Origin of the sequence: Arthrobacter castelli DSM 16402 (assembly GCF_000430705.1) — a bacterium.
GTDB classification, from domain to species: domain Bacteria; phylum Actinomycetota; class Actinomycetes; order Actinomycetales; family Micrococcaceae; genus Arthrobacter_C; species Arthrobacter_C castelli.
Genome location: NZ_AUMN01000013.1, coordinates 59,255 through 82,632, shown reverse-complemented (window position 1 = coordinate 82,632; position 23,378 = coordinate 59,255). Strand labels below are relative to the sequence as shown.

Sequence of the window (23,378 nt, the reverse complement as noted above, 5' to 3'; positions counted from 1 at the left end):
CATGTCCAAGAATGCACATCTTGCGCGCCACCGTGCAGCCCCTGACAGCGGGCTGAAGACCATTTCCAAAGCCGTTTCCTCCAATGCGGGCAGCATCGGCCGCCCCGCAGTGGTTGTAGCAGCTGCGTCAGGCCTGATGCTGGGCATGAGTGCCCCTGCCAGTGCCGCTGAGCAGCACAAAGTCGAGTCCGGCGACACCCTGAGCGAGATCGCGGCTCAGCACGACGTCAACCTGAACTCGGTCTTCGAGCTGAACGGCCTGTCGGCCAACTCCATCATCTACCCGGGCGACACCATCAAGGTGTCGGGCTCTGCCAAGGCGGAAACCGCGTCCTCCAGCGCCGACAGCTCGGCCGGAACCTACACCGTGAAGTCCGGTGACACGCTGGGCAAGATTGCCGCAGCGAACAACGTCAGCCTGCAGACCGTCTTCGGCCTGAACGACATGGGCTGGAACACCGTTATCTACCCGGGCGACACCATCAAGCTCTCCGGCGGCGCGAATTACAGTGCCGCAGGATCGGTCGAGGCTTCCGAAGCTGCCACCCCGGCACCCGCCCCCGCTCCGGAACCTGAGCCGGCCCCCGCGCCCGCTCCCGCCCCGGACAGTGGCTCAGACGTCACCACGGCCTCAACTGCCAGCCAGACCGTCGGCGGCTCAGCCTCGACTGCCGGCATTGCCGGCACGGCTCAGTCCCAGGTGGGCTCCCCGTACGTCTATGGCGGCACCAGCGCGAGCGCCGGCTGGGATTGCTCCGGTTTCGTGCAGTGGGTCTACGCGCAGCATGGCATCGACCTGCCCCGCACGTTCCAGTGGCACGCCATGACGCCGACCAGCAACCCGCAGCCGGGCGACCTGGTGGTGCAGAACGGCGGCACTCACGTGGGTATCTACATCGGCGGCGGCAAGATGGTCAGCGCGCTGAACTCGACCCAGGACACCCTGGTCCACGACGTCAGCGCGATGTCGACCATGGGCTTCTACACCATGTAAGAACGCCATTACGGCCACGGTCCGCCGCCTTTGGCGGCACCGTTGATGAAGGCACCGTCGGATCTTCTCCGGCGGTGCCTTCATCGTCTGCACAGCGATGTCCATGTCCCGGAATCCGGCACGCCCGGCCGCCGGCTGTGGAGGAGAAGTTTTCGACGTCGTCGGCACCCGATGAGCCGGCCCCGGTGCCCGTTCTGACCTGCACTTTCTCCTTCGGCCGGGTCGTGCGGCCGTTATCGTACCGTTTCCAAGCAGCGACATGCCGTGACCTCAGCGTGACTTCGATAACGAACTCCGGTAGCGTCAGAGCCGAGCCGGTTCCACGAGGGGATTGGCGCTCCGGACAGATTGCTTAACTCTGCCACTGTCGCGGGGACGTTCGCAGATATTCGTCTGGCAGAGGCGGGGGAACCAATTTCGGGCTTCATCAGCAAGCCCTTGGGGTTAAGTCGCAGTGTTATCGCTTGAAATTCGGCGATGCCGCGCGGCCGGGTGACTCCCATCCGAATCCGACAGCTCACCCCGCAGGCTATGGGAGAGGCTATGTCTTCAAGTGCTGCTGCGGGGCGTCATCGCGCCGCCGGTGTTCGCCGCAACCCGCTGGCGAACATTTCACGGGCTGTATCGTCCAATGCCGGCTCGGTGGGACGCCAGGCAGCCGTCATCGCCGCGGCTTCGGGCCTGGTGCTCAGCGTAGGGATGCCGGCCGAGGCAGGCAGCGCCGGCCGGGAGGCGAACGCACCGACGGCTGTGACCGCAGAGTCGGCCACCAAGGTCAGTGTTCCCGCCAACGTGAAGCTGACCTTCGACCGCGCTTCGGTCGGATCCGAGGCGGCTAACGCCCTCGGACCCACAACGACAGTGCAGGACGAGACGACCGAATCCGTTCCGACCGCTGACGCGGCCGCTGCGGACACGGCCTCCGTCGAAAAAGAGGCCAAAGCGGCCACCGCGGAGCCCGCCACCGCGGAGCCCGCCACCGCGGAGCCCGCCACCGCGGGGCACAACGAGCCAGCTGCCCCGGAGCCCGCCACCACTGCTGCGCAGCCCGGGACCGACGCGCCGAAGCCGGAATCAAAGCCGGGGACCACCCACGCGTCCAGCGGCAACTCCGCCGTGGCTGCGGCCGCTCACGCCGGTATCGGCAACCCGTACGTCCTTGGGGGAACCAGCCCGGTCACCGGCTGGGACTGCTCGGGCTTTGTGCAGTGGGCCTACGCCCAGGCCGGTATCAGTGTCCCCCGCACCTTCCAGTGGCACTCGATGACGCCCACCAGCGACCCGAAGCCGGGCGACCTGGTGGTGCAGAACGGTGGCAGCCACGTCGGTATCTACGTTGGCAACGGCCAGATGATTTCCGCATTGAACCCCTCGGACGGCACGCAGCTGCACTCGGTGAGCGCCATGTCCGTCTCCGGTTTCTACACCCTGCCCTAGAGCCGCCTGAGCGCCTGAAGCGAAAGAGAGCATATGTCGTCCCAATCTATTGCCCGTCATCGTGCCGAGACCCAGTCCCTTGGCACGATTGCCAAGGCTGTCAGCACCAACGCCGGCAGCATGGGCCTGCAGGCCGCAGTTATCGCTGCCGCATCCGGAATGGTGCTGACCACCGGGATCCCCTCGACTGCCGGCGCAACGGTGGACCGGGACGCCTCCGCAGCCTCCGAGCTGCAGGTTCAAACGGTTGCCGACACCAGGATCAGCGCGCCGGAGAAAGCCGAGGTCAGCTTCGACCGCCCCGACGTGCGCTCTGTCGCCCCCGAATCGTCCGGTTCCGCAGAGCCGGAACCGGTAGTGGACCCACGGGTCAACCAGGCCGAGACCGTCTCGGAAGCTGCTGCTGTCTCCGGGCAGCAGGCCCCGCTCCAGCAGCAGGCGCAGAGCCCGCAGCCGGCAAGCAACACCGCCGGGCAGCAGGCCACCTCCCGGACCCGGACGCAAGCGCAGCCACAGGCCCAGGGCGAGGCGCAGCCACAGGCCCAGGGCGAGGCGCAGCCACAGGGCCAGGGTGAGGCCCAGCCACAGGGCGGGTCGCAGGCCCGGGAGCAGTCCACGTCGAATCAGCAGCCCGCCGGCTCGTCGGGCTCCGTCTCAGCCGGCATCGCCTCCGCGGCTCGTGCGCAGCTGGGCGTGACCCAGGACTGCACCATGCTGGTCACCAACGCACTGGCCGCCGTCGGTATTGACCACCACGGATGGCCCGATTCTTACTTCTCGCTGGGCACCCAGGTCAGTGCCGGCCAGGCACGCCCCGGCGACCTGGTCTACTACGCAGACGGCGGAACCGGTATGGCCCACATCGCTGTTTACGTCGGCAGTGGACAGGCCGTCCACGGCGGCTGGGAAGGCGGCCAGACCGTCCTCGCTTCGGTCAATGTCGGTTCCGGACCGGTGTACATCCGCGTCAATGGCTGACCACGGCGCGTCGTCGGCGCACCGTATTACGCTTTGACCGGAGGCGCCCGCTGCGGCGGGGGCCTCCGGCGTGTGATTGGCAAACCCGCCCGGCGGTCGTTTACTCTTGGCATGTTGATCCACGACCAGGGCGTAACGTCCGGCCAGCGACCGGGATGCGCGCGGGTCCGGCGCGAAGAGGTATGTGCATGCGCACTCTCGTTCTAAATGCTGGATATGAGCCGCTGGCGGTTGTCACCTTCCGCCGGGCGATCGTTCTTGTGCTCGATGGCAAGGCCAGCACGATCGCGGAAGCCGGCGAACCCGTCATCGGTCCCGGCGAAATTCTGGGCCGTCCGTCCGTCATATTGCTCAACCGGTACGTCAAGGTTCCCTACCGCGATGGTGCCGCCGTGACCCGCCGCGGAGTGCTGCGCCGGGACAACCACCTGTGCGGTTATTGCGGAAAACCCGCCAGCACCATTGACCATATCCAGCCGAAATCCCGCGGCGGCGGGGAGTCCTGGGAGAACCTTGTCGCCTGCTGCCTCCGGTGCAACAACGCCAAGGATGATCACACCCTCGCCCAAATGGGCTGGGACCTGCGCGTGGTGCCCAAACCCCCGCGCGGACCGCAATGGCGGATCAAGGAACTGGAGCGTCCGGCGCCGCAGTGGACGGAATTCCTCACCCATGCCGCCTGAGCCGGAACCGGTCCGGTTCGACGCCGTGGTGCTGGCCGGTGGACGCTCCTCGAGGCTGGGCGGAGTCGATAAAGCGTCGCTGGAGTTCGACGGATCGACCTTGCTGCAGCGCACCCTGCAGGCTGTTTCCGGCGCGGGGCAGACCGTCGTCGTCGGCCCCGCACCTGGTGCCGGGCTGCCGGCGTCAGTGCTGCAGGCACGCGAAGATCCACCTTACGCCGGACCTGCCGCTGCCATCGCTGCGGGTCTCGCTGCCCTTCGAACCCATGCCGGACGTGCCGAATACACGGCAGTGCTGGCCTGCGATATGCCATATGTCGGCTCGACGGTGCAGCGGCTGCTGGACGTGGCCGCGTCCTTGCGGCAGGACGGCGCTCCGGCGTCGGCCTTGATGGCCCAAGACGGGTCGGACAAGCTGCAACCGCTTGCAGCACTGTACGAAACCCGTGCGTTGGACGGTGCTGTGCGCGAACGTGGAGCACATTCACAGCTGGCGGGGATGTCAGTCTTCCGGCTGGTTGCTAGTCTGCAAGTAGTGCCAGTTCCGGTTTCGGCCCCGGCCACCCAGGACATTGATACGTGGGAGGATGCCCGGACCTTCGGCATCCGCGGTCCGGGCTGAGCCGGAGGCGGGCGGCGCAGCCGGCACGGGTTCCACGCCGGCTTAAGTTAAGGAGATGGTCATGTCCGATCAGCAGGAAGTCCTCGAGTCGTGGTGTCACGAACTGGTCACTGCCTTGGAGCTGGAGGGCCTTGAAATCGATATCGATGATGTCCTCAGCCTCGCCGGGGAAGCTGCCCACGGCGTGGTCCGTCCCGCGGCTCCGCTGACCACCTTTATCGTCGGGTTCGCCGCCGGATGTGCTTCCGCGACGGATCAGGCTTCGGACAGGGTGGCCATGACGTCAGCCGGTGCCGTGGCGCGGCGGCTGGTCCGCGCCCGTGACGGCAACGAAGCAGCTGACGGCGGATCCAGCGACACAGAGCCCGGGCGGCAGGCCACAGGTCGTCGCGCCGCCCGGACATCCGCGCGCCGCAGCGGACTGGATACGGAAGGCGAGGGGGCCTCGGCCGCACAGGCCCAGGAGGCGGTGCAGGCCACATTCTGGCCGGAAGCCCTCTCTGACGGCTCTGACGGCTCTGACGGCTCGGACGGGCCGGACAGGCCGGAAGGGGAGGAGCGGCGATGACTGACCGGCTGGCCGGCCCGACGTGGAGCGAGGCGTTCGACCACGCCTTCCGCATCCCGGAGTCCAAAGTTCCGCAGAGCCTGCCGTTGGCCGACACTATCGGCCACACGCTGGCCGAGGACATGCCGGCCTTGATCGAAGTGCCGCACTATGATTCCGCGGCGATGGACGGATGGGCCGTCTGCGGACACGGTCCATGGGAGCTGCGCGAGGATGCCCGCGAACTGGAGCCGGGCCAGGCATGTTCCATTGTCACCGGCGGACTGATACCCGGTGGCGCGACGTCCGTGCTGCGCAGCGAACATGCACGCATCGACGAAGCCATGCTGCTTCTCAATGACCAGGCCCGGCCCGGCGAACCCGAGCCGGGCCAGCACATCCGCCCTGCGGGCGAAGAAGCGTCAAAGGGCGAAACCATCCTGCCTGCCGGAACCGTGATATCCCCGGCCCACGTGGCGCTGGCCGCCGTCTGCGGGCACGACGATTTGCCCACTTTGCGTATGCCGCAGGTGGCGCTGGTGCTGACCGGAGACGAAGTGGTTGAATCCGGGATCCCGGAACCGGGGCAGGTGCGCGATACGTTTGGGCCGCAGTTGCCGGAATTCATCGCGATGCTCGGTGGACATGTCGTCGCCCGGCACCGGATTTCGGACAACCTGCACCACGTGGTGCAGGCTCTGGCCGGCCAGGCCAGCACGGTGGCCTCTATCCGCGAAGCTGCCGCCGACGTCGTCATCACCACCGGCGGTACCGGCATCTCCGACGCCGACCACCTGCGAGCCGCGTTGAATGAACTGGAAGCCGACATCCTCATCGACGGGCTCTCCATCCGGCCCGGCCACCCCGGCCTGCTGGCCCTGCTGCAGGACGGACGTTACCTGGTGGGACTGCCAGGCAACCCGTTGGCGGCCATGATGACGGTGCTGACACTGGTCAGGCCCTTGCTGGCAGGCATCCAAGGCGCGCCGCAGCCGCTGCTGGGCGCCGTCGTCGTCGGCCAGGACATAGCCGGACTGCCCGGCCGCGACCGGTTGATCTCCTTTATGCTGGCCGACGGCATGGCGGTGCCTTCTCCCTGGCAGGGGTCCGGGATGATGCGCGGACTGGCGACGGCCGACGGCGTCATGGTGATACCGTCCGAGGGGATCGGCGCCGGACAGACCACGACGACGATCCCGTTGCCGTGGAAGATCCCAACTGAGTAAGGCAGCTCCGCAGGAGGAACAATGGGCAGAGTGACGCAGCGGGTCAAGCTGACGAAGTTCACCGTCGGCGGTCCGGCCCGGGCCCGCGTGGATACCACCGCCGCCGAGGAGCCGTTGGAGATCCGGGTGGACGGCACGCCGTTCTCGGTCACCATGCGCACCCCGGGCGATGACTTCGACCTGGTGGCCGGCTTCCTCGTCTCGGAATCGATCATTGGCGCTGCAGGGGACTTGGCCACGATGCGCTACTGTGCCGGCGAAGACGAGTTCGGTCGGCAGACGTTCAACGTGATTGAAGCGCAGCTGGCCGCCGGGGTGGAGCCGCCCGACACGGATCTGGCCCGCCACGTCTACACCAGCAGCTCCTGCGGCATTTGCGGCACGGCGTCGATCGATGCGGTACAGCGGACCTCGCGTTTCGAGATTGAGCCGGATCCGCTGCGGATCGACCTGGAAGTGCTCGCCGGGCTGCCCGACGCGCTGCGCGAACGGCAGAAGGTCTTCGACCGCACCGGAGGCGTCCATGCGGCCGGACTCTTCACCGCCGACGGCGAATTGCTGTGCCTGCGCGAGGACGTCGGCCGGCACAATGCCGTGGACAAACTGATCGGGTGGGCGCTGCGCGAGGGGCGGCTGCCGCTGGACCGGACCGTGCTGCAAGTCTCGGGACGGGCCTCCTTCGAGCTGGTGCAGAAGGCGTACCTGGCCGGCATCCCGGCGCTCGCCGCCGTCAGCGCCCCGTCCTCGCTTGCCGTGGACCTGGCCGGTTCGGTGGGGATGACCCTGGTCGGGTTCAGCCGGGGGACCAGTTTGAACGCCTACACCCGCGCGGACCGGATCCACGCCGACGAGGACTGAGCGCGGGGCTGGGACTGACCGCTGGCGAGGACTGATGCCGGGACTGACCGTGGGCTCGGACTGGCGCCGGCTGGACTGATCGCCGGCCATACCAGCGCGTAGGCCGCTCCCTTTTCGTTTCGCTCCGGTTTGGGACATCTGACCGGCGGCGCCGGCGGCAGGATGTCCCAAACCGGAGGGAAGTGGAAGGACCCGGCGCTACCCCGGTCGGCCGGGGTGGGGCCTGCTGCGATCGGGGACTTTGCATCGTGCGCGCTCAGGATGCAAACACCCCAAGCGGAGCAGGATCCGGGGTCCCCGAAGGATCCGAGGTCCTGACGGAACCGGACGGCCCCACAGAATCCAAGGAGTACGGTGCCCCGCCGTCCAGCAGCAGTTCTTCGTCGCACACCGCCGCGTCCTGCGGGTGGTGGGTGACCATCACCACGGATTTGCCGGACAAGCCGCGGCGCAGGTCGGCCAGTAGTGCGGTCGCCGACTCGCGGTCCAAGTGGGCGGTGGGCTCGTCCAGCAGTACGACGTCGGCTTGAGTCAGCAGCGCGCGAGCGACCGCGAGCCGCTGCCGCTGCCCGCCGGACAGCCAGGCGCCGCCCGGCCCGATCCTGGTGTCCAGGCCCTCCGGCAGCTGGGCGATGAACGCGCCGAGCCCGACCTGTTCAAGGGCAGCATGGATCTCGCTGTCCGCGGGAGGGGCGTCCACGCCGCGGGCCAGCAGCAGGTTCGCCCGGATGCTGGAATTGAACAGGTGTGCTTCCTGGGGACACCAGGCGATCTGCGGCAGGGTCTTGACCGTTTTCGGGCCGTCCTGTCGGGTTTTCGGTTCCTTCCGGCGGTGCCCCGGTTCCTTCCGGCGGCTCCCTGATTGCTCCTGGCGGGCAGCGGTCTCATTGATCAAATATTCACCGCCGGCCAGGGGGAGGAAACCGAGCAGCACTCCAAGCAGCGTGGATTTTCCGCTGCCCGAAGGTCCGGTCACCGCCAGCCAGTGCCCCCGGCGCAGGGTCAATGATAGTGAAGAAAACACCGGCCGTTCCTGTTCCGGGTAGGTGTAGGAGGCGTTCCGCAGTTGGAGTGTTTCCACCCGTTCCAGGGGTGCAGTACTGGTTTCCGGTTCCCCCTTTGCCTGCTCGCCCTGGGCCGTAGAGCCGCCCCGGTCCTTGGCCGGAGAGCCATCGCGCTCCGCGGCAGTCACGCGGCTCTCGTCCGACGTCGTGTCCTGCTCTTCGACGCGGTCGCTGCCCAACTCGCCAATCACCCGGTCGCCCACGGCACGCCAGCCGGAGAACTGCTGTGCGGCGGTATTGACGGCCGAGAATGGCTCGACGAGCCCCAACTGCATCAGTACGACGACGGCGGCAACCGTCGGATCAACGCCGTCGACGACGGTGAACATGAGCAGCGCACTGGCCGAACACGCCAACACTGTGACTGCGTTCGCCAGACCCTGCGCCCAGGCGCTTCGCTGCAGCGCCGCGGTGAGCCGCGCATCCAGCCGGGACACGGTCGAACGGATGGTGCCGGCGGCGTTGTTGGACGTCAGGTCTGCGGCGGCCGACACCATGCGTGAGGTCTGTTCCAGCATGCCGGCCCGCAGCTCGACAGTTGCCCGCCGTGCTGCCCGGTCCGCCGCCAGGACCAACGCCGGTGACACGACCAGGCACACCACGGACAGCAGGATCTGCACCGGCAGTCCGGCCGGGACCAGCAGCCAGGTGGCAGTGCAGGCTGCTGCCGCCGTCGCCAATCCCACCATCGGGGCAAAGACGGCGCGCGGCGCGGCATCGCGCAATTCATCCACGTCGCCGACCAGTTTCTCCAGCACGGCGCCGCCGCGTGCCAATACCCGCCAGGCAGCGGGCCGTTCCAGCAACCCGTTCCACAGCCGCAACCGCAGGGCGTTGGTGCTGGCGAAGACGGCATCGTGCAGCCGCAGCCGCTCCCAATAACCCAGCACAGACCGGCCTATACCAAAGAACCGCACTCCGACGATCGCGGTCAACAGGTACATGATGGGCGGCTGTTCGCTCGCCCGGACAATCAGCCATCCCGACAAGGCCGTGAGGGCGACGGCGAACAGCGCGGAGCCGGAGCCGAAGAACAGTGCGGCGGAGAAGTTCCCGCTCCATGGCTTGAGCAGGGAGATGTTGCTGGCCAGCGATTGTCGCCGGGGCGCCTCCGCCGGTCGGTCTCCTTGGGTCCGCCGAGGGTGTTCCCGGTGCGTTTGGTCCGCGGCGTCGGGATTTCCGGCTGGCCCTTGGTGCGGGGCGGACGGCGAATCGGCAGGTGCAGCCGTGGCCGGGTCGGCTGCGGTGGCCGTTGTGGCCGGCACCACCGCTGGTGCCGGAGCGGTGCCGACCGTCGTGGCCGGCACCGCGGCTGTCGTGGTTGGTGCCGGAGAACCGTCCGGCACGGGAGACTCGGCCGGGCCAGCGCCGCGATGCCCCACCGGGATCAGGGTGTCCGCCAGGGTCCGAGTGGCCGCGTTGTGCGCCACCAGCAGCACCGTGGCACGTCCGCACAGGCCGGACAGCGCCATCTCGATCGCCCGGGCGCTGTCCGCGTCGAGGTGAGCGGTGGGTTCGTCGGCGAGCACCAGCGCGGCACCGGCGTATTCGACCCTCGCCAGCGCCCGGGCAACGGCGACGCGCCTCAGTTCCCCGGGACTCAACTCGCCGGTCGGAACGTCGATCAAGTGCGCTGATTCCACCTGGTCCAGCACGGCCTGGGCTGCGGTGCGCTGCTCGGCTTCGCCCGGCAGCGCGGAGTACATCCCGATCTCATCCCACACAGTGCCGGCGGTGAGCACCGGGTGCTGCGGAATCCATGCCGTCGCTCCCGGCCGGACACCGCGGACCGTGCCACCAACATGGCAGTCCGGACCGTCCCCGAGCAGGCCGGCCAGCACATGCAACACGGAGCTTTTGCCACACCCGCTCGGGCCTGCCAACGCGGCGATACTGCCTGCGGCGACGGTGAAGTCCAACTGGTCGACGGCGGGGATGGCCCGGCCGTGGTACCTGATGGTCAGCGATTGCACGGCCAGGTCAGCCGGGAAGTCGGTGGATCTCCGGAAGTCGCCGGCAGAGCCCTCCGCACCAGCGGTGCTGCCCGCACCGCCGTCAGTGTCGGCTTCCGCGTGGGAGCCGCCGGCACCGGCAGCGGCATCAGCGCCGCCGCCGGTGGTGCCCGAATCCGCACCATCGGGCACCAGCCGGCGAGGGCGGGGAGCGTCCGTGACCTGGCGGGACCGTCCCAAGGCGTCGATCCCGTCCTCACTGGCATGGTGGGCCGCACCCAGTTCGCGCAGCGGCTGGTAGCACTCGGGGGCGAGGATCAGCGCCAGCAGTCCCAGCTCCAGGCTCATGTCGCCGTTAATCAGCCGGACGCCGATGAACACGGCGACGATTGCCACCGAGATGGTGGCAATCAGCTCCAGGGCCAGCGAGGACAGGAACGCAACCCGCAGGGTCTCCATGGTTTTCACCCGGTACTGGTGGGCCACGTCCCGCAGCGCCCGGGTCTGTGCGCCTGCCCGGCCGAGTCCCACCAGCACGGGCAGGCCGCGGGCCAGTTCCAGCAGGTGTTCGGACAGCCGGTCCAGTGCCGCCGATGCCTGCCGTACGTTGTCCCGGGTGTGCAGTCCGATCAGCACCATAAACACCGGGACCAGCGGCACGGTCAGCACAATCACCACGGCGCTGATCCAGTCCGCGAACAGGATCCGGGCACCGACCAGCAAGGGAACAACGGCGCAGGTCACCAGCGCGGGCAGGTATTTGGCGAAGTAGTTGTCCACCCCGTCCAGCCCGCGGGTGACCAGCACACTGAGGCTTCCGGTGCCCATCGACGGCACCGTCCCGCCGTCGTCCATCACCCGGCCGATTAAACCGTGCCGCAACTCTTCCTTGACCCCGGCGGCAGCGCGCTGGGCGCTCGACTCCAATCCCCACACCGCAGCGGCCCGCAGCAGCGCACCGGCGGCGCCTTCGGCCAGCACGCCGGTCCAGTCGCCCCCGGCACCGGCCAGCATGGCGATCCCCGCGGCAACGGCCTGGGCAAGCAGGACCAGCCCTGCCGCCTTCAGGGCCGCGAACAGCCCCAGCACATAGAGGGCCTTCCGGCTGGTGGGACCGACGGGTATAACCGGCTTCATTGGGCTGTCACCGAGTGCGCGTCGGGGATGTGGCTGGCGCTGACCCGCTTGCGGAATACCCAGTAGGTCCACCCCTGGTAGACCAGCACGGCGGGCAGTCCGATCAGTCCCACCACGCTCATGACGCCGAGGGTGTAGTCCGACGACGAGGCGTTGGCCACGGTCAGGTCGAACGCATCGTTGATGGTGGACGGCAGCACTTTGGGGAAGAGGGCGGTGAAAATGGTGGCGGTCCCGGCGACGAGGAACAATGCCATGGCTGTAAAGGTGTAGCCGTCGCGGTTCTTCGCGGCCATCAACCAGGCGAGCACTGCACCGAAGGCGGCGACGGCCAGGGTGATCCAGGTGGCGGTTCCACCACCGTCGCGGTGGACTGCAAACGCCCAGATGACCATCGGCAGCACGCCCGCGGGGAGCCCGGCCAGCAGCAGACGGCGTGCGCGTGCCCTGATATCACCGTCGGTTTTGAGCATCAGGAACGCGGCTGCGTGCACCAGGCAGAACAGCACGACGGCGGCCCCGCCCAGCAGCGCATACCCATTGAACCAGGAGAACGGGCCGCCCGCGCGGTCGCCGTTGGCATTGATCGGCAGCCCGGTGGTGGTCAGCGCCAGCGCGGCGCCGACGCCGAAGGCCGAGACGAATGAGCCCAGGAAGATGGCCCAGTCCCACCGGTTGCGCCAGCTCGCCGAATCCACCTTCCCGCGGTACTCGAACGCCACGGCACGGAAGATCAGCCCGATCAGCACCACCAGCAGCGGCAGGTACAGGGTGGAGAACAGGGATGCGTACCAGAACGGGAACGCCGCGAACGTCGCGGCGCCGGCGGTGATCAGCCAGACCTCGTTACCGTCCCAGACCGGTCCGACTGTATTCAGCAGCACCCTCCGTTCCCGGTTGTTGCGGGCGAAGAGCTTCATCAGCATTCCGACGCCGAGGTCGAACCCTTCCAGCAGCAGGTAGCCGGTCCACAGGTAGGCAACAATGATGAACCACAGGGTGGGAAGGAAATCCATGTCAGCTCTCCATTAGTTCGTAGGTGGCGCGCCGGTCAGTAGGCGAAGGCCAGCACATCGTCCTTGTCCTTCCCATCGCCGTCGTCATCCCCGTCATCTGCATGCGCCAGCTCAGGCATGGCAGAGGGGACGCCGCCGCGCACGTACCGGAAGAGCAGCTTCACCTCCACGACGAGCAGCCCGCCGTAGACCAGCGTGAACGCGACCAGCGACGTGATCAGCTCCGCGGTTGAGACGCCGGGGGAGACGGCGGCGGCCGTGAACATGAAGACGTTGTCGATGCCGTTGGGATCCGGGTTGGGCGCGACCACAAACGGTTGCCGGCCCATTTCGGTGAAGATCCACCCGGCCGAGTTGGCGCCGAACGGAGCGAGAATGCCGAACACGGCCAGCCGCATCAGCCACTTGGACCGCGGCACGGTGCCCTTGCGCACCACGAACAGCGCCACCGCCGCAGCGCCTGCCGCCAGGGCGCCGAACCCGATCATGATGCGGAAGCCCCAATAGGTCACTTCCATCACCGGTACGTAGTCGATCTTGGTGCCGCCGCGCTCGCCGTATTTGGGCAGGTCCGGGATGTGGGTCCCGTACGCCTCCTTGTACTGCGGTATCAAGGACTTCACCCCATCGACCTCGGTCTTGAAGTCACCGTTTGCCATGAAGGAGAGCAGCCCGGGGATCTCGACGACGGCGGTAATGTCGTCACAGCTTTCGGAGCCGAGGTTGCCCACCGAGAGCACGGAAAAACCGGTGCCGTCGTGGCAGGCGGCTTCGGCGGCGGCCATCTTCATCGGCTGCTGCTCGAACATCAGCTTCGCCTGCAGGTCGCCGGTGACGGCCACCCCGGCAAAGGAGACGACGGCGACGGCGGCCCCGATCCGCAGCGACTGCAGCCACACCTTGTGGTCGGACTTGTCCCGCCCGGGCTGGTTGTCGGTGCCTTCACCAACGACCACCTTGCCGCCGTCGTCGACCGTATCGATGCCATCGGAGCGCCGCTTCCACAGGTGGTACCAGCTGATCCCCAGCAGGAAAGCACCGGCCACGGCGAAGGCGCCGAAGATGGTGTGCGGGAAGGCGACCAGCAGGGTGCTGTTGGTCAGCACGGCCCACACGTCCACCATCACCGGTCGGCCGTCGATCATCTCCACACCGACCGGATGCTGCATCCATGAGTTGGCCGCAAGGATGAAATACGCTGAGCCGATGGAAGCGGTGCTGGCCGCCCAGATCGTCGCCAGGTGCAGTTTTTTGGGCAGCCGGTCCCAGCCGAAGATCCACAGGCCCAGGAAGACCGATTCCACAAAGAAGGCCAGCAGGGCCTCCATCGCCAGCGGGGCGCCGAAGACATCGCCGACGAATCGGGAGTACTCGCTCCAGGCCATGCCGAACTGGAATTCCTGCACCAGCCCGGTGGCCACCCCGAGGATGAAGTTGATCAGGAACAGCTTGCCCCAGAACTTGGTCATCCGCAGGTACTGCTCCTTGCCCGTGCGCACCCACATGGTCTGCATACAGGCGACGGTCAATCCCAGCCCGATGGTCAGCGGCACCATCAGGAAGTGGTAGACCGTGGTGATGCCGAATTGCCAGCGGGCAAGTTCGAGAGCTTCCATCAGCAGTCCTTAGAACCGGTGGCGGCAGATACCGTTCGGTATACGAGCGCCGGCTTTCTTCTACGTGTTGTAGAAATTTGTCTTCTACACATCGTAGAACATTGTCGGTTGGCGTGGAAACCGGGCGCAGCACGCCGCCCAGCTGGTCGGACGTGCGCATGGTGGCACGCCGCGCCCTTGCGTCATTCAGGCCCGGAGCGCTTCCGGCCTCACCCCGCCCCCGGGCCCCCGCCAGAGCGGGGAAATAGCCCCGCCGGGTCCGGTGTTGGAGTGGTCATGGAACTCGGTATCTTCAGTTTTGGTGACATCCACCCCAACCCGGTCACCGGGGAGAGGACGTCGGTGCAACAGCGCATGGCTGACCTGTTGGAACGGGCCCGACTGGCCGATGAGGTGGGGCTGCACTATTTCGGGATCGGCGAGCATCACCGGCCCGATTACGCGGTCTCGGCTCCGGCCATGGTGCTTGCGTCAGCGGCCGCGCAGACGAAGCATATCCGCATCGGCAGCGCCGTGACCGTGCTGAGCACCGAGGACCCGGTGAGGGTGTACCAGCAGTTCGCCACCCTGGACCAGCTCTCCGGCGGCCGGGCGGAACTGACGGCCGGGCGGGGCTCGTTTATCGAGTCCTATCCGTTGTTTGGCGCGCGGCTGCAAGACTACGACGAGCTCTACAACGAGAAGATCCAACTGCTGCTGGAGCTGGACCGGCATGAATACGTCACCTGGAGCGGCAAGTTCCGCCCGGCGCTGGAGAACGCCAGGATCCTGCCACGCACGGTGCAGGAGAATCTCGATATCTGGATCGCCACCGGGGGCACGCCGGAATCCACGGCCCGCGCCGCGGTATTGGGCAAGCCGGTGATGTATGCAATGCTCGGCGGGGCCATCAATAGTTTCTCCCAGCACCAGCAGCTCTACCGGCGTACCGCCGTCGAACAGGGCCATGACGCAGACCATCTGAAGGTCGGCGTCAGCAGTGTCGGGCTGATACTGCGCCACGATGCGCACGAGACCTACTACCCGTACTGGATGGATTCGATGAGCAGGATCTCGGCCGAGCGCGGCTTCCCCGCCCCGGACCGGCAGTCCTACGATATGCAGGCCTCGGACCGGGGCGCGCTGTTTGTGGGAAACGCCGAGCAGATCACCGAAAAGATCCTGCGGCTGCACGAATTCATGGGCCACGACCGGCAGATTTTCCAGCTCGATTTCTCCTCCATCCCGCAGCAGCAGGTGCTGGAATCCATCGAACTGCTGGGAACGGAAATTCTTCCGGCAGTGAACAAAGAACTCGGACGGTAAATGTCCGGAATGATATGCCGCATGTCCCTGTTGCGGTCGTAGGCTTGCTCACGACGACGAAGGAGTTCAGATGAGCATGGAAGGCGCAGCGTGGAGTTCGCTGCACAGCATGGTGTACGCCAAGAAGGGCGAGCGGCCCTTCAACAAGGCGACCCTCAAACGTATCCTGAGTTTCGCGTCTCCGCACCGGACCAAGCTGATCTGGTTTATGATCCTCTCGGTCGCCACGGCCGGGCTTGCCGTGACGACTCCAATCCTGGCCGGCGAAGTCGTCAACGCCATCACCGGGTCCGCCGGGATCAACGTCATCATCTGGCTGGCCGTGTTGATGGCAGTGATCGCCGTCGCCGACGCCGGCCTGAGCCTGGTCAGCCGTTGGTTGTCCTCGCAGCTCGGCGAAGCCTTGATTCTGGACTTACGTACGGCTGTCTTTGATCACGTGCTGAAGATGCCGATCGCATTCTTCACCCGCACCCGCACGGGCGCGTTGGTCAGCCGGCTGAACAACGACGTCATCGGTGCCCAGCGGGCCTTCAGCGGCACGCTGTCCGGTGTGGTCAGCAACCTGGTCATGCTGATCATGACGCTGGTCATCATGGCATTGGCATCCTGGCAGATCACGGTGCTGGCCCTGATCCTGCTGCCGGCCTTTATCCTTCCGGCCCGCCGGATGGGCAAGCGGCTTGCGGTGCTGCAGCGGGAGGCAGCCGACCACAATGCGGCCATGGGCAACCAGATGACCGAGCGGTTTTCCGCCCCGGGAGCCACCTTGATCAAGCTGTTTGGCCGTCCTGCAGAGGAGTCGGCTGAATTCGAAACGCGTGCGGCCCGGGTGCGCAATATCGGAGTCAAGACGGCGATGGTGCAGTTCACCTTCGTCACCGCCTTGACGCTCGCCTCGGCAGTGGCACTGGCCCTGGTCTACGGGTTGGGCGGCTTCTACGCGGTGATCGGGCAGCTCGACGCCGGCACGGTGGTTACGCTTGCCATGCTGCTGACCCGGATGTACGCACCGCTGACGGCGCTGGCCAGCGCCCGGGTGGAAGTGATGAGCGCGCTGGTCAGTTTTGAACGGGTCTTCGAGGTGCTGGATCTGAAGCCGCTGATCGACGAAAAGGACGATGCGGCGCCGATCCCGGAAGGCCCGGTCGGAGTGGACTTCGACGACGTCACCTTCGCCTACCCCTCGGCGGAAAAGGTGTCGCTGGCTTCCCTCGAGGAAGTCGCCACCCTGGATGCCCGCGGCGGTGAGGACGTGTTGCACGGCATCAATTTCCACGTTGAGCCCGGACAGACGGTCGCCTTGGTCGGGTCCTCGGGTGCAGGAAAATCGACTATCGCAGCACTGACGGCCCGGCTCTACGACGTCGACGGCGGATCGGTGCGGCTGGCCGGCACGGACCTGCGGGACACCACCTTCGAATCGCTGCGGAACACGCTGGGTATGGTGACCCAGGACGGGCACCTTTTCCACGACACCATCCGGGCCAACCTGGCGCTCGCCGCTCCCGACGCCACCGACGAGCACATTTGGGAGGTCATTGGCCGGGCGCGGCTGGAGGACCTGATCCGGTCCATGCCGGAAGGCCTCGACACCGTCGTGGGGGAGCGGGGGTACCGGCTCTCCGGCGGTGAGCGCCAGCGGATGACCATTGCGCGGCTGCTGCTGGCCCAACCGCGGGTGGTCATCCTGGATGAGGCGACCGCGGCACTGGATTCCACCTCGGAAGCGGCGGTGCAGGCCGCCCTGGCTGAGGCGCTTCAAGGGCGCACCGCCGTCGTCATTGCCCACCGGCTGTCAACTGTGAGGGCCGTCGACGCCATCCTGGTGGTGGAAGACGGGCGGATCGTCGAACGGGGCACCCACAGCGAGCTGCTCGCCGCGGACGGGCGGTACGCGGAACTGTACCGGACCCAGTTTGCGGAGGGCCGGGCCGAAGACGGCACCGCCGAAGCCGACACAATCGACGTCGACGACGCCGGAGCAGACGAAGTTGCCGCCGAGGTGTACTGAGCACCGACGGCGGCAACTTCGGCGAACTTAGCTGAGCGAGCGGACGGCCTCGGCGATCGGGGTGTCGCCGCCCACTAGTTCCCAGACCTTGCCGGCCGAGCCGGGCTCATCCAGCACAGCGATGATCGTTGCGGCCACGTCTTCGCGGGGGACCTGGCCCCGCTCGAGCTTTTCGGCGAGCTGGATGCTGCCGGTGCCGCTGTCATTGGTCAAGCCGCCGGGGCGCAGGATGGTCCAGTCCAGGGACGTCTTCTTGAGCTCCTCATCGGCGCTCCGTTTGGCTTCCACGTAGGCTGCCCACTGTTCGCCCGCGTCGGCCGGGACTGGTTCGTCGACGCTGATCGCCGAGACTTGCACGAAGCGGCTGACCCCGGCCTTTGCGGCTGCCTTGGCGGACAACACCGATCCGCCGTGGTCCACTGTCTTCTTGCGTTCCACTCCGGATTCAGGTCCGCCGCCGGCGGCGAACACCACCGCGTCGAAGCCGTCCAGATTCTCTGCCAGCGATTCGGCGTCCGATGTTTCCACGTCGAATACCAAGGGGGTTCCGCCGGCCTCCAGCACGTCCTGTCCGTGATCCGGATTGCGGAAGACGCTCAGTACCTCGTCCCCGCGGGCTGCGAGCTGCCGGGTCAGCGACATGGCGATCTTGCCGTGGCCACCGATAATTGCGATCTTCGACATTTGCGATCCCTTCGTTCGGTTCTACAGATGGACTGTGGGTGGAACCGCGGCACTGGCGGTGATTATTCCGGCAAGCCTTCATGCGGAAGGCGGGACAGCCGGCTGACGAGCAACAGATTCTTCTGCGGTCCGGTGACCTCCCACTCGTACATCCACTCATCGGGGGCGAGTATTTCAAAGTGTCCCCGGTAGATATCCGGCCGGCAATCATGGCTCGGCTGGTCTGGACCCGACGACAAATCCAGATGATGGAAGGGGCGGCCGTCATCAAAGCAGACGTCCGCGGCCCATGGCGACGACGCCGGCAGCCACCGCAATTGCCGGGTGGCCGGAACTTTGTCCCGTCCCGGCCAGGCCAGCACACCGCTTTCATCGTGGAGCAGCGCGTCAACATCAGGAGCAAACCGTACGACGCCGTCGAACCGGCCCTCGACAGCCGTGGACCGGTCCACGAGTCGTCGGGTGAGCTGCCACCGGCCGGTCAGGAAGGCCCATAAATCCGTGGCTCCAGCTGTGGAGTGGGCGTCAGTGTCCACGTCCGTTCCCGCTCCTTCCGGGGCCTCTCCCTCCGCTGCCTCGTGTATGCAGACGGTGCCACCAGGTGCAACACTGTGCCGTCGAGGGCGCGCCGCGCTGTCGATAGTGCGCGAGGCGGGATTCGAACCCGCGGCCTTCCCTTTAGGAGAGGGATGCTCTATCCAGCTGAGCTACTCACGCCTGGCGCGCCCGCGGCCGGACGCGCCATCCAGCTTACAACCTTGCGTCGTCCCGACGTGCATCAGCGGGCCTGCAACACTCCGAGGGGAGCATCCTGCTTCGGATGGAGCAGACCCGGCGTAAGCTGATAATGTGACTACGCCCACGATGCCATCCACCAGTCGAAAGGCCTGACCAGGGCCGCAGGGGACGGCTCCCACAGGAGCTCAAAGAGGAGTTACAAGCATGACCGAGATGAAACCGAGGCTCGGACACGTTGAAGTTCAGCTCGATACCGGGCTGAAGAAACACGTGTCCAAGCTCAGCCTGCTATTTACCGGCGTGGGGGCCATCATTGGCTCCGGCTGGCTGTTCGGCGCGTTGTACGCTTCCCAAATTGCCGGGCCCGCCGCCATTTTCTCGTGGATCCTGGGCGGCATCATGGTGATGATGATTGGCTTCGTCTACGCCGAACTTGCCACCATGTTCCCGGTTTCCGGCGGTATTGTCCGATTCCCGCATTACGCCTTTGGTTCCTTCGCCAGTTATGGCTCGGGGTGGATCAGCTGGCTGGCGGCTGCGGCTGTGACGCCGGTCGAAGTGCTGGCGACAGTGCAGTACGCCAATCCTTACATCCCATGGCTGATGTACCAGTCAGAAGAAGGGCCGTTCCTGCTGACCGCTCCCGGCGGTGCAGTGGCCGTCGGCTTGATGTTCCTCTACAGCCTGATCAACATTATGGGCGTCAGGTTGTTCACCAAGTTCAACAACGTCCTGGTGTGGTGGAAGCTCGCGGTCATCGCCTTGCTAATCGCCATGCTCTTCTTCCTTGAGTTCAACCCGGGGAACCTGAGCGCCCACGGCTTCGCGCCCGAAGGCTGGGGCGCCGTACTGGTCGCTATTCCGGCGGCCGGAATCGGCTTCTCCTACCTCGGGTTCCGCAACGCCGTCGAGTACGCCGGCGAGAGCGACAATCCCAAGAAGAACATCCCGTTCGCGCTGATCGGTTCGATCGTGATCACCATGGCTGTCTATGTACTGCTGCAGATTGCCTTCATCACCGCCCTGCCGTCCGAGTTGCTCTCCGAGGGGTGGTCCGCCCTGACCTTCGATGAGGCTGCCGGCCCCTTGGCTGGACTGGCGCTGGTGCTCGGTGCGGTATGGCTGGCCTGGCTGTTGCGGCTGGATGCGATCATTTCGCCCGCTGACACCGGGTTGATCTATGCCGGCGTGACCAGCCGGTTGTCCTACGCCAATGCGCGCAACGAGAACTTCCCGCAGTGGCTGACCATCCTGAACAGCCGCGGCATCCCGTGGCCTTCGGTGGTGCTGACGTTCGTCGTCGGCTGTATTTTCTTCCTTCCGTTCCCCAGTTGGCAGTTGTTCATCGGCTTCATCACCTCCGCATTCGCTCTCTCCTTCGGTTCCGGTCCGGTGGCGGTCGGGGCCCTGCGCCGGCAGCTGCCCGACCAGGAGCGGCCGTTCAAGCTGCCCGGCGGCGACATTCTGCCGATCATCGCCTTTATCAGCTCCAGCCTGCTGGTGTACTGGGCCGGGTGGGCGATCAACGAGAAGATGCTCATCGCCCTGCTTCTGGGATACGTCGTCTACGTGATCTATCACTTCACGGCCAAGATCAAACTCCCACCGCTCGATATTAAGTCAGGACTCTGGTTCCCCATTTGGACCGCCGGCCTGATGGTGATCAGCTACTTCGGAGACATCAACGGGGACGGACAAGCGGAACAAGGCATCTTCCTCAACGGCGATGCCGGGCCGCTGACCCTCAGCACCGGCGCGCTTGCCTGCGCCATCTTCTCCATTGCGGTGTACTACCTCGGCGTGCACTGGCGGCTCCCCGCCCAGCGCGCGGCGGACTACATCCGCCGCACCCCGGTCGACGAGACGAACATCCCGGAGTGACACACTGAGACGCTGCTGAACAGGAGTGAAGAGGTGGAGCCGGCGGGCCGAATGTCCGCCGGCTCCACCTCGTTAAGCCTCAGGGGTTCCGTCGGCGGATACTTCGCCATCAGCTCAAAGCCGTCCGCCACGAGCGGCGGATAAGGTTCTGTCACCGGCAGCGCCTAGACTTAAAGCACCATGAATTCTCTCTACTCGGAACTGGCAGAGCCCGACGCCCGGCAGGGGGCACCCTTGCCCACTCAGCATGAGCTGTTGGCCGGTATGAACCCGCAACAGGAGGAGGCCGTCAAGCACGCGGGCTCGCCGCTGCTGATTGTCGCCGGCGCGGGATCCGGAAAGACACGGGTGCTCAGCCACCGCATCGCCTACCTGCTGGCGACGCACCGGGCCCGGTCGGGCGAGGTCCTGGCCATTACCTTCACCAACAAGGCCGCTGCGGAAATGCGTGAACGTATCGGTTCGCTGGTCGGCGGGGCCGCCAACAATATGTGGATCTCCACGTTCCACTCCTCCTGCGTGCGTATCCTCCGGCGAGAGGCCAAGAGCATTGGAATCAATTCCAACTTCTCTATCTACGATGCAGCCGATTCCCTCCGGCTGATCACCCAGGTGGCCAAACAGCACGAGTTGGATTCCAAACGGTTCACGCCGCGGACCATCCAGCACAAGATCTCGGCGCTGAAGAATGAACTGATTGACGACGACGATTTCGCCTCCTCGGCCAACTACGCGGACCCGTTTGAGCAGGCGGTCGCGGAGGTCTACAAGGGGTACACCCAACGGCTGCGGGCGGCCAACGCGATGGATTTCGACGATCTGATTGCCCAGACCGTATACATGTTCCGGGCCTTTCCGGCAATTGCCGACTCCTACCGCCGTCGTTTCCGCCATGTGCTGGTCGACGAATACCAGGACACCAACCACGCCCAATACGCGTTGGTGCGCGAACTCGTCGGCGCCGCAGAGGCCACGGACCGCTCGGAATTGACGGTGGTCGGCGACTCTGACCAGTCCATCTATGCCTTCCGGGGCGCCGATGTGCGGAACATCGTCGAATTCGAGAAAGATTATCCGGACGCACGGACCATCCTGCTGGAACAGAATTACCGTTCCAGCCAGACCATTCTGTCCGCCGCCAACGCCGTCATTTCCCGCAACCCGGACCGGCCCGTGAAACGCCTCTGGACCGCCGAGGGTGAAGGGGAAGGGATCATCGGCTACGTCGGTGAGAACGAGCATGAAGAGGCACGTTTCATCACTGAGGAAATCGACCGGCTGCAGGATGAAGACGGCGTACGTCCGGGAGATATAGCCATCTTCTATCGCACCAACGCGCAGTCCCGTTCGCTGGAGGAAATCCTGATGCGCGTGGGATTGCCGTACAAGGTGGTGGGAGGCACCCGCTTCTACGAACGGAAAGAAATCAAGGACGCGCTGGCCTACCTTCGCGTGCTGGTGAACCCGGACGACGTCGTGAATCTGCGCCGGATCCTGAACGAGCCCAAGCGCGGCATCGGCGACCGGGCCGAAGGTGCCTTGGTGGCACTGTCGGAACGGGAACGCATCAGCTTCATGGAGGCTATGCGCCGGTGCGACGAAGCGCCGCCATTGGCGACCCGGGCCATCAAGGCGGTCACCTCCTTCGTCAAACTGCTCGACGACCTCCGGGAAGTGGCCGACGGATCGGGAGCGGCAGCGGCGTTGGAAGCCGTGCTGGAACAGACCGGATACCTGGCCGGGCTGCGGCAGAGCACCGACCCGCAGGACGAATCCCGGGTGGAGAACCTGGCCGAATTGGTGGCAGTTGTCCGTGAGTATGAACAGGACAACCCGGACGGAACGCTGGGGGCGTTCCTGGAGCAGGTGTCGCTGGTGGCCGACGCCGACCAGATCCCGGATCAGCCGGCCGACGGCGCCACGGAGGAGGAAATCGCGGCGCAGGCCGAAGAAGCCAGGCGCCAGGGAGTGGTCACGCTGATGACCTTGCACACCGCAAAGGGACTGGAATTCCCGGTGGTGTTCCTCACCGGGCTGGAGCACGGTATCTTCCCTCATCAGCGGTCCATGGCCGACCCCGCTGAGCTGGCCGAGGAGCGCCGGCTGGCGTACGTCGGGCTGACGCGGGCACGCCAGCGGCTTTACCTCACACGGTCTGAACGGCGGAGTATGTGGGGCCAGAGCCAGTTCAACCCGGCCAGCCAGTTCATTGAGGAAGTGCCGCAGGAGCTGGTCCAGTGGAAGCGTGAAGGCAAAGTCCGGAACCTGGCCGGCAGTGGTTGGGGCGCCACATCCGGACGAGACCAGTCCGGCGGTTCCTACTGGGGAGCAGGCGCTGCGGGCGGCTCAGGCGCCCGATCCGCACCGGCGGCCGGGCGGGTGCAGCCAAACAAGGAAATCCCGGCCTTGACAACCGGGGATAAAGTGAGTCATAGCAGCTTTGGTAATGGAATTGTTATATCCTTGGAAGGATCTGGAGACAAGACCGTCGCCAAGGTAAAGTTTGACGAAGGGGAGAAGCGTCTCTTGCTCCGGTATGCGCCGCTGAGCAAGGTCGAGGGGTCAGTCTCCAGCACCACCTGAATATAACGGCACCAACTGAATAAGAAGCGCCTTTCCAGGCACC

17 protein-coding genes, 1 tRNA gene and 1 riboswitch are annotated in these 23,378 nt (G+C 66.0%); of the genes, 12 read left to right on the top strand and 6 right to left on the bottom strand.

Annotated features, from left to right (window positions below; translation table 11 throughout):
* Position 1: 1 nt before the first annotated feature.
* The 8 genes from H535_RS0114710 (at position 2) to fdhD (ending at position 7,345) form a co-directional block, all read left to right on the top strand.
* Positions 2-994, top strand: coding sequence for a C40 family peptidase (locus tag H535_RS0114710; RefSeq protein WP_026820155.1), 993 nt, complete (start codon positions 2-4; stop codon positions 992-994).
* A 370-nt stretch (positions 995-1,364) separates the two neighbouring features.
* Positions 1,365-1,539: riboswitch (cyclic di-AMP (ydaO/yuaA leader) on the top strand.
* Positions 1,538-2,431, top strand: coding sequence for a C40 family peptidase (locus tag H535_RS0114705; RefSeq protein ID WP_245580329.1), 894 nt, complete (start codon positions 1,538-1,540; stop codon positions 2,429-2,431). It overlaps the preceding riboswitch by 2 nt.
* Before the next feature lie 33 nt (positions 2,432-2,464).
* The gene (locus H535_RS0114700) at positions 2,465-3,409 is read left to right on the top strand and encodes an NlpC/P60 family protein (protein ID WP_026820153.1); all 945 of its coding nucleotides are present in this window, start codon (positions 2,465-2,467) and stop codon (positions 3,407-3,409) included.
* A gap of 188 nt (positions 3,410-3,597) precedes the next feature.
* The gene (locus H535_RS0114695; RefSeq protein ID WP_026820152.1) at positions 3,598-4,092 is read left to right on the top strand and encodes an HNH endonuclease; all 495 of its coding nucleotides are present in this window, start codon (positions 3,598-3,600) and stop codon (positions 4,090-4,092) included.
* On the top strand, positions 4,082-4,714 hold the full coding sequence (mobA, locus tag H535_RS29990) for a molybdenum cofactor guanylyltransferase (protein ID WP_026820151.1): 633 nt from the start codon (positions 4,082-4,084) through the stop codon (positions 4,712-4,714). The genes H535_RS0114695 and mobA overlap by 11 nt, the downstream gene beginning before the upstream one ends.
* A 61-nt stretch (positions 4,715-4,775) precedes the next feature.
* Positions 4,776-5,282, top strand: coding sequence for a DUF6457 domain-containing protein (locus H535_RS29985; protein WP_245580328.1), 507 nt, complete (start codon positions 4,776-4,778; stop codon positions 5,280-5,282).
* Positions 5,279-6,487: a molybdopterin molybdotransferase MoeA gene (locus tag H535_RS25720; protein WP_051299357.1), complete on the top strand. Its 1,209-nt coding sequence runs from the start codon at positions 5,279-5,281 to the stop codon at positions 6,485-6,487. Before H535_RS29985 ends, H535_RS25720 begins: the two co-directional genes overlap by 4 nt.
* A 21-nt stretch (positions 6,488-6,508) precedes the next feature.
* Positions 6,509-7,345, top strand: a complete 837-nt coding sequence (gene fdhD / locus H535_RS0114675) for a formate dehydrogenase accessory sulfurtransferase FdhD (protein WP_026820150.1) — start codon at positions 6,509-6,511, stop codon at positions 7,343-7,345.
* A 256-nt stretch (positions 7,346-7,601) separates the two neighbouring features.
* Here fdhD and cydD read toward each other — a convergent pair whose 3' ends face one another.
* From cydD to H535_RS0114660, 3 genes are read right to left on the bottom strand one after another with little or no spacing between them, the layout of a single operon-like run.
* A complete protein-coding gene (cydD, locus tag H535_RS25715; protein WP_051299355.1) occupies positions 7,602-11,498 on the bottom strand; it encodes a thiol reductant ABC exporter subunit CydD in 3,897 nt (1,298 codons plus the stop codon).
* Positions 11,495-12,514 carry a cytochrome d ubiquinol oxidase subunit II gene (cydB, locus tag H535_RS0114665; RefSeq protein ID WP_026820149.1) on the bottom strand — a complete coding sequence of 340 codons (1,020 nt, stop codon included), beginning with the start codon at positions 12,512-12,514 and terminating at the stop codon, positions 11,495-11,497. The genes cydD and cydB overlap by 4 nt, the downstream gene beginning before the upstream one ends.
* Before the next feature lie 35 nt (positions 12,515-12,549).
* Positions 12,550-14,130 carry a cytochrome ubiquinol oxidase subunit I gene (locus H535_RS0114660; protein WP_026820148.1) on the bottom strand — a complete coding sequence of 527 codons (1,581 nt, stop codon included), beginning with the start codon at positions 14,128-14,130 and terminating at the stop codon, positions 12,550-12,552.
* A gap of 276 nt (positions 14,131-14,406) precedes the next feature.
* Here H535_RS0114660 and H535_RS0114655 point away from each other — a divergent pair, with 276 nt between their 5' ends.
* Together H535_RS0114655 and H535_RS25710 are read left to right on the top strand one after the other, a co-directional pair.
* The gene (locus H535_RS0114655; RefSeq protein ID WP_026820147.1) at positions 14,407-15,435 is read left to right on the top strand and encodes an LLM class flavin-dependent oxidoreductase; all 1,029 of its coding nucleotides are present in this window, start codon (positions 14,407-14,409) and stop codon (positions 15,433-15,435) included.
* 70 nt (positions 15,436-15,505) lie between these two features.
* Entirely contained in the window at positions 15,506-17,449 is a 1,944-nt protein-coding gene (locus H535_RS25710; RefSeq protein ID WP_035769763.1) for an ABC transporter ATP-binding protein, read from the top strand.
* Between the two features lie 27 nt (positions 17,450-17,476).
* On the opposite strand, the gene H535_RS0114645 is transcribed toward H535_RS25710, so the two are convergent.
* From H535_RS0114645 to H535_RS0114635, 3 genes are all read right to left on the bottom strand, one after another.
* Positions 17,477-18,133, bottom strand: a complete 657-nt coding sequence (locus H535_RS0114645) for an SDR family oxidoreductase (protein WP_026820146.1) — start codon at positions 18,131-18,133, stop codon at positions 17,477-17,479.
* Between the two features lie 62 nt (positions 18,134-18,195).
* Positions 18,196-18,669, bottom strand: coding sequence for a DUF6314 family protein (locus H535_RS0114640; protein ID WP_026820145.1), 474 nt, complete (start codon positions 18,667-18,669; stop codon positions 18,196-18,198).
* A gap of 107 nt (positions 18,670-18,776) precedes the next feature.
* Positions 18,777-18,850 (bottom strand) — tRNA-Arg (locus H535_RS0114635).
* A gap of 225 nt (positions 18,851-19,075) precedes the next feature.
* Between H535_RS0114635 and H535_RS25705 the strand changes: the two genes are divergently transcribed.
* Positions 19,076-20,752 (top strand): APC family permease, encoded by a 1,677-nt coding sequence (locus H535_RS25705; RefSeq protein WP_211236603.1) that lies wholly within the window; start codon positions 19,076-19,078, stop codon positions 20,750-20,752.
* A gap of 180 nt (positions 20,753-20,932) precedes the next feature.
* Complete coding sequence (gene pcrA / locus H535_RS25700) at positions 20,933-23,335, top strand: DNA helicase PcrA (RefSeq protein WP_051299353.1); 2,403 nt, start codon at positions 20,933-20,935, stop codon at positions 23,333-23,335.
* The last annotated feature ends 43 nt before the right edge of the window (positions 23,336-23,378 follow it).